9 protein-coding genes and 1 pseudogene are annotated in these 12,447 nt (G+C 44.6%); 2 read left to right on the plus strand and 8 right to left on the minus strand.

Translation table 11 applies throughout. From position 1 onward, the window contains the following. The coding region (locus BLT91_RS27140) for a GerAB/ArcD/ProY family transporter (protein WP_090826995.1) at nt 1-912 on the plus strand (912 nt) is incomplete at its 5' end. Nucleotides 913-1,300: 388 nt separating this feature from the next. On the opposite strand, the gene BLT91_RS27145 is transcribed toward BLT91_RS27140, so the two are convergent. The 7 genes from BLT91_RS27145 to BLT91_RS27175 form a co-directional block, all read right to left on the minus strand. Continuing rightward, nucleotides 1,301-1,744, minus strand: a complete 444-nt coding sequence (locus tag BLT91_RS27145; protein WP_090826997.1) for a cell wall hydrolase — start codon at nt 1,742-1,744, stop codon at nt 1,301-1,303. A 172-nt stretch (nt 1,745-1,916) separates the two neighbouring features. After that, nucleotides 1,917-3,539, minus strand: coding sequence for an ATP-binding protein (locus BLT91_RS27150; RefSeq protein ID WP_090827000.1), 1,623 nt, complete (start codon nt 3,537-3,539; stop codon nt 1,917-1,919). Between the two features lie 356 nt (nt 3,540-3,895). Beyond that, on the minus strand, nt 3,896-4,732 hold the full coding sequence (locus tag BLT91_RS27155; protein WP_090827002.1) for a carbohydrate ABC transporter permease: 837 nt from the start codon (nt 4,730-4,732) through the stop codon (nt 3,896-3,898). A 31-nt stretch (nt 4,733-4,763) separates the two neighbouring features. Then, nucleotides 4,764-5,642 (minus strand): carbohydrate ABC transporter permease, encoded by an 879-nt coding sequence (locus tag BLT91_RS27160; RefSeq protein WP_090827004.1) that lies wholly within the window; start codon nt 5,640-5,642, stop codon nt 4,764-4,766. 71 nt (nt 5,643-5,713) lie between these two features. Beyond that, a complete protein-coding gene (locus BLT91_RS27165) occupies nt 5,714-7,066 on the minus strand; it encodes an ABC transporter substrate-binding protein (protein ID WP_090827006.1) in 1,353 nt (450 codons plus the stop codon). Between the two features lie 169 nt (nt 7,067-7,235). Next, nucleotides 7,236-8,825, minus strand: coding sequence for a response regulator (locus tag BLT91_RS27170; RefSeq protein ID WP_175532546.1), 1,590 nt, complete (start codon nt 8,823-8,825; stop codon nt 7,236-7,238). Then, nucleotides 8,818-10,629 (minus strand): sensor histidine kinase, encoded by a 1,812-nt coding sequence (locus BLT91_RS27175; protein ID WP_090827010.1) that lies wholly within the window; start codon nt 10,627-10,629, stop codon nt 8,818-8,820. Before BLT91_RS27175 ends, BLT91_RS27170 begins: the two co-directional genes overlap by 8 nt. 105 nt (nt 10,630-10,734) lie before the next feature. Here BLT91_RS27175 and BLT91_RS33200 point away from each other — a divergent pair. Further along, nucleotides 10,735-10,869, plus strand: a pseudogene (locus tag BLT91_RS33200) (IS110 family transposase); the annotation flags it as partial. Between the two features lie 871 nt (nt 10,870-11,740). Here the strand turns inward: BLT91_RS33200 and BLT91_RS27180 are convergent. Continuing rightward, complete coding sequence (locus BLT91_RS27180) at nt 11,741-12,184, minus strand: GerAB/ArcD/ProY family transporter (protein ID WP_217635283.1); 444 nt, start codon at nt 12,182-12,184, stop codon at nt 11,741-11,743. Nucleotides 12,185-12,447: the final 263 nt, after the last annotated feature.

Consider the following 12,447-nt stretch of genomic DNA (forward strand, 5'->3'; position numbering starts at 1 on the left):
AATCCAGCCAAAGATGTCATCGACTTACATCGCATACTTTTTGGTAAATTCATTGGGAATGCCGTTTCTTTAGTGATGGTCGGATACTATTTTATACTGGCTCTAACGGTCTTTCGCGGCTACATCGAAATCATACAAGTTTGGATGTTTCCAACCCTTAGAACCTGGATTCTAGCATTCATCTTCATCTGTATCATCTATTACACCGTTTCTGGAGGATTTCGAGTATTAGCCGGCTATTGTTTTTTCGGGGTTATTTTCTCCATGCTGCTACCATTGTTATTGTACTTCAATATCAAATATGGACATTTTATTTATGTACTGCCTATGTTAAATCATTCTATAAAAGATCTGCTCACGTCTTCTAAATACTCAGGCATCATGTTTATGGGATTCGAAGGTTTACTCATTTATTTTCCATTTATAAAAGCCCCCGAGAAAAATGTAAAATGGGCTCATCTCGGTTTGTTTTTAGTCACACTCAAGTACTCCGTACTAACGTTTGTAACCCTCATATATTTTAGTCAGGGGCTATTAAGGCATACCTACTGGCCAACCTTGGTAATGATAAAAGTGATTGAGTTTTCACTTATTGCAAGGATTGAATTTATTTTTATATGTATCTGGCATATGATTATTATGCCCATGCTTTGTCTCTCGGTTTGGAGCTGTACAAGAATTCTAAAAAGAGTTACGAATCTTAAACCCACATTGTCACTATTACCGATACTGATAGCAATCTTCATAGCCACACTACCATTCAATGATCGCGTTAAGATTGACTGGTTAGGAAAGAACGTTGCTGAGATTGGATTTTATTTTATTTATGCATATATCCCGCTACTATTTATCCTTTATTTGATTCGCAGTAAAATCTCACAGAAAAAATCAAAGACGATACAAGCCGAATAAATAAGAAAACCAGTCAAACATGAACAATGTTGGACTGGTTTTTACTGTGTCGTAATTAATCTCTATTTAGAAATAGTGAACATGTTCGGCAAACAAATCTGGGTATTGGAAGTGGAATCCGTGACAAAGCCGTTGATTTGAAATCAACGGCTTAATCCGTTTCATTTGTAGGACTCGAACTGAGATTTAACCCACGTCTGATTTTGCTCAGCAATGTATTGTTCAGCGTTAATTAGTAATTCCACGAGTTAGTTTTTGAGATTTTGGGTTTCTTTTTCGAGTGTTTTAGGTAGTATACGCGGCACTTAATGAAATAAAGTTCTTGTCAACCGATACTTGGCCGTGACAAGTCAGGCTAAGAGATCCTGAGCTCTTTTCGTTCATAAAATTAAAACGTATTATATACATTTTCACATTCTTTCGCGGTCGGCTCATAAAAACAGTGCTTCTTGTATCGTCCTGCGTGCGGCTGATTATACCAGGTCGGTGGACATGGTGCAGGATTTTCGAACGTTCCTGGACGGAAATACCATAGGGAGAATTTGGCTGGCCAATTCCGCTCCCCATCCACAGCCCTTCGCGCCAGACGGCGTTCTCTCTCTCTTGCGTTTTGATAGTACATACCATGTTGCAACGCTTCGAACGCGTGCGGCTGGTTGATCATTTGGGGAATTGTCCGGAGTCCTTTAAAATCGGAGCAATTCGCTCTTATTCGGTTAATGCCAACATTTCCAACAAGAAGCATACCCATTTCGCCTTCGCCCTCAGCTTCGGCTCGAAGCAACCTTGCCAACATATCAATATCCTGTTTCCTGGCTTTTACGACTGCCATCGGCTCACCTCTTTAGATTGTATTGACACATCATATTGTGGGTGAAGCGGAAGTGTTACTCTGGCAAAGGAGCTACTTCAAAGTAGCTCCTGAACTATAGTTCTTCGTTAGTTAATCGCTCTCTATATTACTGCTTATCTACACATGGTTTGAGAGCAAAAGATATCAAACATCATTTTGTCATGGGCAGCCTGATCTCTATCAAGGTCCCTTCATTAACCCTGCTCTTATACGTAATACTGCCTCGGTGTTGTTTAATAATCCTATGACAGATCATGAGACCGAGTCCTGTTCCCTTTTCTTTCAAACTATAAAAAGGCTGACCCAATCGTGGCAACAGCTCCTCAGGGATCCCACAACCTTGATCTTTTATAGAAATCATACATACATCATCTGCTTCTTTTCTCAAACTGATGTCGATGTCCCCGCCATTAGGCATAGACTCTATGGCATTCTTTAAAATATTCAGAATCACTTGCTTTAATTGATTTTTTTCGCATGTAATGGGGAATTTTGATTCTTCAAAATTACGTTTAAATTCAATATTGTTCAGCAGGGTCTGAGGAGACAGAAATTCGAGCGTATATTCAATCAATTCTTGTACATCCGTACGGGCAAGCTGAACAGATTGAGGCTTTGCCAAAGAAAGAAGTTCACTAGTAATGGTTTCAATGCGTTCAAGCTCACTAAGGAGCAAATCACTAAACTTTATCGAATGATTCTCCCTTTTGTAAACCTGAAGAAATCCCTTTATGGTTGTTAGGGGATTTCGAATTTCATGTGCCACTCCTGCTGCCAGCTCCCCGACAACGGACAACTTCTCAGATTGCAAAAGAAGTTCTTCCGCTTTTTTGCGTTCGGAGATATCGCGGCTGATAATGACGATATGCTTGATCGTCTCTTCCTCTCCCTTAACTGACCTGCAACGGGACTCTAATTCGATCCAATAGCCTTCTTTGTGCTTGAACCGGATCTCCATGGAGTGTGATTCCTTACCTTCGAACATCATCTTTATCGTACTCTTAAAACTCCCCACATCGTCTGGATGTACCACCATACGTAATTCAATACCTTCCAATTCGAAGCCTTTATATCCCAAAACGAGCTCGTGAGAAGGTGAAAAGTAACTAACCGAATGATCCTTATCCATCACCATGATCAGGTCGGATGTATTCTCAGCGATTAGCCGATATTTCGATTCACTTGCTTCTAGTGTCTTCTCCATAAGTTTTTTTTCTGTAATGATTCTACGAAGCCTCTCATTGGATTCAATGAGTAAGCCCCCGAGGATTACTCCTAACATCACAAACAATAAATACTGAAGGTGAAAGAGTGGCCGGTTTACTAAAATTTGAAAAGAAATTACCGTAATTATATAGAGAACAATATATGTTCCAAAAAGAGCCGCGATTTTTTTAAGAGGTGTGAATCGTGAAATATACACATGTAAGATGGAGAACACACCCATGATTAATGTCCACCCAATGATGGCAGGAAACCAATTGCCGCTTGAAAGCAGCCTTGTCATCAAGGAAAAACAACCTGTAATTAATCCAGCTACCGGTCCAAGATAGGCAAAAACCAGAATTACGGGGGCATATCTGATGTCGTAAGAATAGCCTTGTTGCTTAACCGACAAAATAACTAGGATTACGGAAACAAGCCCAGCATAAACGCCTGCCCAGAGGTGCAGCTGCTTAGTTGGCTGATGATTAATGAAAGAACGGATAACTAAGGGCGTACTAACTAAGAGTGAAAATATGGAGAGATTAACAATGTAGTCATAAAGTATCAATATACCTTCACCCGCATATTAGTTTTTATCATGAATCTTCATATCTATCATAAACCATGGTGATGAGTATTTCTATATTAATATCTTAACGATTGGGGGGTTCCTTTGCCGAAAACAAATCAATCTTTTCCTCGATCTCATTGTAGATCTGGAGGAAGAAGAGGAAATAAACTCAAATAGATATCTGTTCTTCACTAGTTGGAATGCGGATAAAAAAGAACGAGATCTTGCAAAGTTCATTAAAAAGAAATCAGCATAACCACATCGTCAGGATGTCGATCAGCGTGATTTCATTATAGATACAACCTGTAGTAGAACTATACCAGTTCTTGCTCTTGCGGATCTTGGTTTCTTTTTTATCCTTTGACAGCCGAACCGACAGTCATGGCACGCTCCACTTGTTCGCTGAAAAATAAATAAATAATAACCATCGGTAAGCTGGCAATCGTCATCACGGCGCCCATGCCGCCCCAGTCTGTGCTGTATTGTCCTTGAAAGAACATCAAGCCTAGCGGAAGCGTTTTCTTCGCCTCGTCGGAGATAAGAATATAGGCCATTGTAAATTCGTTCCACGCCCCGAGAAATTCGAAAATAGCCACGGTTGCGATCGCCGGCGTGATGATCGGCACAATAATCTGCAGAAAAGTCCTGTATACGTTCGCTCCGTCCATACAAGCGGATTCCTCCAATTCAACCGGGATGCCGCGCAAGAATCCGTAAAATATTAAAGAAGAGAAAGGCAAGCCAAAAGCGATATAAGGAAAAATCAAGGCTCCGTACGTATTCGTAAGGTGAAAGTTTTTCACCAGGATAGCCAACGGGATCATGATCACCTGGAGCGGCATAAACATGCCAAGCATCATATAGATTCTTACTACCTTCCGGAGCCTCCACTCCATTCTGGCGATTGCATAGGAAAACATAACGGCCAGCAGCAAAATGCCGATCGTCGTAACCGTAGAAACGACCAAACTGTTCAGAAAATATTTCGGAATATTGAATTGCGTCCAAGCGTGAATGTAGTTTGCGAACCTAAAATGGGGCGGCAATCCCAACGGATGCGTCACGAAGATTTCGTCGTTGTTCTTGAGCGAATACGAAATCATCCAGAAGAGCGGATATACGGAAATAATAAAATAAATCCACAGCGGCAGCTGCGGAAGGAAGCTAAGCATTCTTTTCGCGCGGGTCATAGCAGCAGGTTCTCCTCTCTCCCTTTCTTCATTATGCGAGTTTTTCGCTGCCGAAAGCACGGTTGATGACCATAGTGACGGCTAAGCTGATAAGCACAAGCAATACGGAAACCGCGCATGCGTAGCCGTAAGCATTTTCGCTGAAACCATAGCGGTAGATCATAAACGTCAGCGTATAGTTGGTCGTACCCGGACCGCCTCCCGTCATAATCGCCATTTGAGCGAAAGCACCGATACCTCCCGTGATTGCGACGATAAAGCAAAATTTGTAGGTTTCCACCATCAACGGAATCGTGATTTTCCGGTGAGCGGCCCATTTGCTGCAGCCGTCAATGGTAGCGGCTTCGAAATACTGTTCGGGTATCGACTTCACACCGGCATAAAGCAAACTAAATTGATACCCCATATATTGCCAAGCGTTGACGACAGCAAGCGCGATAATTGAAACACTCGGAGAGGTCAACCAATTTTGCTGATAGGAACTCCCGATTAAATGGAAAATCTTGTTGATCAACCCGTTGCTCGGATCATACATCGCGATCCAAAGCTGGCAAACTACCGTGACTGAAAGGACAACCGGAATAAAATAACCCGTTTTCAGTATTTTTCTGCCTTTCACTTTAGGATCGGCGCAAACCAAGGCGAGAATCGTACCCAGACCGATCTGAAAAATCACCAATACGGCGGCAAATACGATACCGTTTTTCAAGGAGGTTAGAAGAAGCGGATCCGATGCGAGCATGACGAAATTTTGAAACTCAATAAATTTGGCATCGCCTAAACCGTCCCAATCGAAGAAGCTGCGATAAAATGTCTGAAATACGGGATAGGCCACCACAATGGAGTAAAGCAGCAGGGAAGGTAGAACGAAAAGGGCAATCGCCGTTTTGTTGGAAAAAAAAATTTTCATTCTGGTTTCATCCTATCGTTTGAAAATGCCCGCACCGCGACGGCCGTCACGGTGCGGGAAATTCGTCGTCTTTATTTGTTCTCTTGCGCCAGCACTCGGTTCATGTTTTGAACGAATTGATCGGCGGTAAATCCTTTTACAAGAATATTTTGCGTGTTATCGCCGAGGGCGTTGTTGATTTTGTTATTAGGCGACGCGCCGGCGAAACCTTTAATATTCGGAAGCGTTTCTTTGACCAGACGCTGCATCATGGCAGGCGAGTCGGACGCCAGCGGTTTGTCGACTTTGACGGAAACGATCGGATTGCCGAGCTGAGAATATTTGAATTCGGCATATTTCCGGGCCATGAACGCCGCCACCTTGACCGCCTCATCCTTATGCTTCGTAGTAGCCGACAACGCAAAGCCGGAAGGCTCTCCCGATCCATCCATATAATATTTCATCTTGTCGTACGTAGCCTCGTCCTTGGCCGGAGAGTACATCCAGTCTACATTGTCGCCCATATTTTTCTGCGCACTGTAGATTTCCCACTGACCGTTGACGAACATCGCCGCTTTTCCTTGATAGAACAGCGAGGACGCTTGATCATAGTTCGCATTTGTCGCATTGGCGTCGAACAATCCGGCTTCCTGCAGCTTCTGCATTTGCTGGGCTGCAAGCTTGAACGCGTCAGGCAGCTGCGTTACGCCATTTTGATTGATCACTGCGTAGCCTTTCGGTTCTTCTCTTGTTACAAGACCTTTATAGAAGGAGTCAGCAATCCACTTTTCCTTGGCAAAAATCGACAAAGGGATAATACCTTTCGCTTTGAACTTCTTGGCGGCGTCGACCCATTGATCCACCGTTTTGATCGGCGTCTGAACGCCGGCATCGGCAAATAGCTTCTTGTTGTAATATAAAATTTGAAACTCGATGCCGCTGTACGGATAAGCATATACGTGCCCGTCAGGGGCAATCACTTTGGGCTCGTTTCCCGGGTTTAGGTCTTTCTTGAAAGCCGCGGTTTCAGGCTCGTTATCCAGCACCAAAATATTTTTCGAGTTGTTGAACGTTTGGAAATCGGTGAGCCCTCCGTCAAAGATATCGGGCAGATTCCCCGTCGCGGCGTAGGTTTTCAACTTTTGGCTGTTATCCTGCACATACGGGTCGAGCTCCAGTTCTATGTTCGGCATGGCTTTCTTCAACTCGGATACGGCATAGTCGTAAGGTTTCTTCGTATCGTCGTCAAAATATTTCGCATAAATTCGCAGCTTCACCGTCTGGATCGAAGGTGTCGCGCTTCCGCTTTGCGTATCCGCCTTGTTCGGAGCGCTCGCCGTTGCCGTTTGTTTTGCATCACCGTTTCCTGTTCCGCATGCCGTCAGACCGAGAGTTAATGCGAGCGTAAGTGCGATCCCCGTTGACTTGGTCAATGTTTTTTTCATGTGCTACCCCTTCCTCTTCGTTATGTTTCGTTAGCGCTTTCATTGAAGCTATCTCTTATTATAGAAATTTCGACCGATTTTCAAAACGGATAAAACAGGCACAATAGGGAAGAATCAGGCAAACTCAGCAAAACAAAGAACGCCCCATTCACGAGGCGCTAGATTCATGTTATTTTTTTCTGCTTTCGTATTCGCTAGGCGTCATGCCGAAATATTTTTTGAAGCTTTTGCTGAAATAATTCGCATCGCTATAGCCGATCTTCTCGGCGATGTCAGCCAATTTGACGTTACCCACTCCTAGCAGCGCTTTGGCCCTCTGCATGCGAATCCGGGTAATGTAATCCGAAACGGAGACGCTGCCTTCTTTCCTGAATATTTTCCGCAGGTAGCTCGGATCGACGAATACTTCACCGGCCACTCTTTCCACTGTCAGCTCCGGATCTTGAAAGTTCGAATCGATGAATTCCTTCGCCGCTTCAAACCAATTTTTCGATTTGGACAGACGGCCTTTCTTCGCCGACTCTAAGACCGTGCGGTACAGCTCCAGCATCCAGATGCGGGATTGTTCGATCGACTCCATGCTTTGAATAGCCTGATACGGCGAAAAATCCGGACCGAACAGCTCCATAACGGATAAGCCCGACTCGATGGCGAATGACAGGCATAGAGAGACCAGACCCATCATGACCGTATAGGCATAATCGACCGATATTTCGTTGCCCTCCATGTAATGAAAAACTTGTCCGATCAGCTTCTCGATTCCGTCCCAATCCCGCAATCTCAAATGAACGATCAAGCTTTCATGAATCTCGGCCGAAACGTAATCCAGCGAGTTTTGTCCGGTGGGTAATAGGTCGAACCGAATTACGTTCCTTTGACCGGCCGTTATTTTATTTCTTATAGCGGTTAGCGCATCCCGGTAGGAGACGTGAATTTTTTCATACCCGTCGGCTTCACTGCCGATTCCGATCGTAGCCGTAAATTTGAAATGGCGTTCGACCATTTGACACAATCTCCGGTATGCTTCGACGCCGAAATCGCGCATGTCGGCCACGTCTTCGAAAGCCGTGAGTGAGACGGTTCGCCCTTCCGCATCATGAAAGAGAATGTGGCCGCCTGCACCTTGCAACAAGTCTTTCAACAAATTCGCCACCGTATGCTTCCACAGACCTATTTCCTTCGGATCGCTCCATCTCTGGTACAGTCCGTCGATTTCGACGACGGCAACGCGAAACCGCCGCGGCGGTATCGGGATTCTGAACCGTTCCAGCGATTTCTCGATATCGTCCACGTTCATATTGAATTCTTGGCTGATGAGACGGTTAAGAAAGCCTTCGCGCAAAATAGCGGAATGGCTGCGGGACACCGTTCTCTCTTCTTGCGCTTGCTGCAGGGAGCTTTTGACCTTTTGCAGCGTCACAGTGATTTCCTCTTCGTTAAACGGCTTCAGGAGGTAATCCGCCACGCCGATTCGGATCGATTTTCTTGCGTACTCAAATTCATTATGCCCAGTTACAAGCACTACAACAATTTCGGGGAATGCGGCCGTTAATTTCTCGGCAAGCTCCAAACCGTCCATGAAAGGCATATTGATATCGACCAAGGCGACATCCGGTCTATGCTGATGCACCATCTCCAAAGCCTCGACTCCATGCTTCGCTTCGCAACAAACGATAAAGCCGAGTGCGTTCCAATTCAATTTGCTCCGTATGTAATGCCTGAAAATTGGCTCATCGTCCACAATCATCACTTTAAACATAGGTTTTCCTCCTCGAATTGTCGGCCGGCACCATAATCCGGACCTCCGTTCCTTTCCCCGGCTCGCTTTGGATGGAAACGCCGTATTGATCGCCGAAATACAGCCGGATTCGTTCATGTACGCTGAATATTCCGAAGGAAGCCGGATGGCGCTCGCCGGAGCCGAACCCAAGAATGGCTCTCGCCTTTTCTTCGGACATGCCGATGCCGTCGTCCTTCACCCGCAAGACGATCGCGGTTCCTTCCCTTTCGCCGTCAATGTCGATATGGCCGAAGCTGCCTTTCGTTTTCAAACCGTGGTAAATGGCATTTTCGACAAGGGGTTGAAGGGACAGCTTCGGAATTTCTTCGTTCAGCAGCTCGCTAGGCACATGAATGCTGAAATCGAAAACATCCGGGTATCTCATTTGCTGAATTACCAAATAATCGGCGGCATTCTTGATTTCCTCGCCGACCGTGATGATTTCTTTGCCCTTGCTTAACGCGATTCTATAATAATCAGCCAGCGCCTTCGTCGTATCCCGAGCCTCTTGAATGCGGTTTAAATCGTTCAGAACATAGATGAGATCAAGCGTATTGTATAGAAAATGAGGTTTGATCTGGGCATGAATCAAAGCAAGCTCGTATTCCTTTTTCATTCGCTGCTCCGTCTCCACCCGCTGCAGCAAATCTTGGATTTGCGAGATCATCGTATTGAATACTGAAGTCAACAAACCGATTTCATCCTGAGTCTGAATGTCGCTTCTGCTGTCCAAATCGCCGTCCTTTACTTTTCGCATCGCTTTCGTCAGCCGGAAGAGCGGCCTGACGATGACCCGAGACAACACTCCAGCTCCCACTAAACCGAACAGAAGGCATACGATTCCGATGAAAGCGATCATCCAACTATTTTTTTGAATATCGCCGGTCAGCATATTCATAGGTACAACATTGACCAGCTTCCAATTCATTTTATCGTAAGCATCGCTAGTTACCAGATTGCTGCTGGCGTCCGTATGAACGACTTGGCTGAACGAACCGTTCGCAGCCAGCAAACGGTTCAATTCGTCGTCCTGGAGAGGCTTTAGCAGCTTCCCGGCTTCGGGGGCGGAAATGATCATGCCCCGGTTGTCCAAAACAAAATAATGGTTGGGGCTTCCCTTGCTCATATTCAAGTAGGCGGAGGAAAGCGAGCTTTCTTTGACATTCAGCAGCAACGTACCGAACGGTAATCCCGTGTTGATATCGGTCACTATCTTGCCTAATGTAAGGACGGGCGTTTGGGGATCTGTCACCAAAAAAGCGCGCTGCTGCATCGGCAGCCAATGATTCACTCCAAAAGTTTCATTCGTTTGAAGCTTCTCCAGAATGCCGCTGCGAAACACCTCTTTATCCTTGTCGCTCGTTGATGCATAGGATGTGAAGATATTCGAATTCCGTCTTTCGATGAAGACAGCGGAATCGACGTCGGGAAAAATGAGCAAATCGACCGCGAGCTGAGATTCGATTTGGCCGCGGAACTGCCCTTCTCCATAAGCGTCGTTTGTCTCCGGATTGTTACTCAAAATTTTGTTCAAATCGGTCGTCAAAATATTGGCGCAGCTTTCCGTATTTTGGATGATGGAGTTCACTTGGCTCAAGATCAGATTCGATTCGTCGATGCTGTTTCTTTTCATCTTTTCGATCAGCGATCCGGTAAAAATGCGGCTGGACACGATGCCGAGAATAAGAAGCGGAACGATAATCAACGGAATATATACGGCGATAATTTTATTGCGAATCCATAGCCGCTCAAACCAGGAAACGGGATTCCATCGTCCGTTCATAGTTTTCTCCCCCTTTTTAAATGGGTTGATTCTGCCGTTTGTGTTAACTCTCTTTTATTTAATGCGATTCTTGAAATATGTATATGGTTGGTTTCTTAAATGGAGACCGCTTTCCCGAGTCATTTAATCTCTCTGGATCTATTCATTGACGTACTTCTTCAATACAAAGAGCATCTACCGAATCTTTATAAATCGATAGACGCCCTGGCTTAAGATTTAACGGAGATTGATTTAATCCAATAGATACCCGGTATTGGCACTAAAATTGCAGCAACAATTTTAGCTGAGATCGGAGGGTTCTCTGAGAGGAACCTTTTAGTAGCTCACTAAATGGTGATAACTTGGTTAATGTTAAAGTAGATTCTGATGAAGACTTATAAAGAGCCTCGGCTTTGGAATAATGTTCTTTCTCACCAAGATTAGATAATGCTTGTCCGTCTCTTCCATATAACCAGCAAACTCCCTTATCGCATTTGTATCTCCAGCTTTTCGTTTGCAGTTGCATGATTTTGATAGAGAACACGTGAATCCCTAAAAAGACCAAAGCGATCAGTAAGGAGAAGATTGCACCCTTCCTTACACAGATCTTCAATCAATCAACTGCCTGCATTACACCCATTAAATAAAAATTACATAAATATTGAAATTAATTTACTTATCATGCTGTCCCCTGAGTTTTAAGTTTTCGTCTCATCTTGTATCTAAATTCAACCTCTTTTACGAATGTCCTTTATTGTAAGTATCCTGCCCGATAGCGTAATGAAGGCTGCCGAACGTTTCCTCGGCAGCCTTGTCGTTTTCTTATTCAGTTCTCGTACTAAGTTTGCTGAAGGCCCTTTATTTCCATTAAGTAGAATATGAATCGATAGACATCACGGACGGGAGTTAAGTCAGGGAAAGTACCGAACTGTACCCCGTTATAAAATCGGTTAAGGCCATGTTCCTCTTCGCATTGGATCATGGCATTCCCGACCAAGGATTCCCATCACTTCTCCTTTTATCGAACATGCTTAATCATCGAATTTAGGATATTTTGGGAATTACAAACAATATCTTAAAGCTTTTTGTCACTCTATGAAAACATATAGCTCCTTCACGAGCGCTTCCTCCTCTACCGACTTTGCGTATCGCCCAGATGAGAAAAGGGACGGCCACCAAAACCGCCAGGTTCGTAAACATCCAATAATTGTAATATTTGCAGGCATTTAGTTGCGCAGTATAAGGGAACTCCCAGGGTGAAAACGATGAGCAGCTGCCAAATAATCGGCGTCAAAAATTCGAGCTTCTTGAGCGGTAAATATTCTATCGATACCGTATCAATCGCTACCTGTGGAGAATAAGTCATTGTTCTGACCGCAGCTTCGCCGAAAATCATCAAAGGATTCACAATAACTATCACCAAGAGGAAGGCGGCCAATACGAACGCTCCAAGGACCCTCCGCATTACTCGCTTGTGTTCATTCAAATTAGGGAATAGGAAATAGGGGACGCCAAGCGTCTTCAAGCCGGATAGATGGGCGATCTGGTAAAGCATGCCCCAGCAATGGCTCTGCATAAAAGCAGAGAAGCACATTCGGGAAAATCGGTTTTGCGAGTAAAGACAGCTACTGACGTGTAAGCTGCCTAAGGAGCGCGTCGAGGCGATTGTGAAGTCTGAACAAGGGGAGTATTTTGATCCTGGACATACGGAAAACGCATGAAGGAATGGGGTTACGGTTCACCGCTCCGACTACGAACAATGGCTGGCACTGGCGCAAGAAGCGAAGGATTTTGTCCTCTCTGGATTAAAATTACAGCTTCGAACCCCGCAACAACAAA

Origin of the sequence: Paenibacillus sp. yr247 (genome assembly GCF_900103825.1) — a bacterium.
Classification (GTDB): domain Bacteria; phylum Bacillota; class Bacilli; order Paenibacillales; family NBRC-103111; genus Paenibacillus_E.

Bases quoted from the DNA above. Each gene is read 5' to 3' on its own strand.
- BLT91_RS27145 (WP_090826997.1), bottom strand. From the start codon at position 1,744: ATGGCAGTCGTAAAAGCCAGGAAACAGGATATTGATATGTTGGCAAGG.
- BLT91_RS27155 (WP_090827002.1), bottom strand. From the start codon at position 4,732: ATGACCCGCGCGAAAAGAATGCTTAGCTTCCTTCCGCAGCTGCCGCTG.
- BLT91_RS27160 (WP_090827004.1), bottom strand. From the start codon at position 5,642: ATGAAAATTTTTTTTTCCAACAAAACGGCGATTGCCCTTTTCGTTCTA.
- BLT91_RS27165 (WP_090827006.1), bottom strand. From the start codon at position 7,066: ATGAAAAAAACATTGACCAAGTCAACGGGGATCGCACTTACGCTCGCA.
- BLT91_RS27170 (WP_175532546.1), bottom strand. From the start codon at position 8,825: ATGTTTAAAGTGATGATTGTGGACGATGAGCCAATTTTCAGGCATTAC.
- BLT91_RS27175 (WP_090827010.1), bottom strand. From the start codon at position 10,629: ATGAACGGACGATGGAATCCCGTTTCCTGGTTTGAGCGGCTATGGATT.
- BLT91_RS27180 (WP_217635283.1), bottom strand. From the start codon at position 12,184: ATGCAGAGCCATTGCTGGGGCATGCTTTACCAGATCGCCCATCTATCC.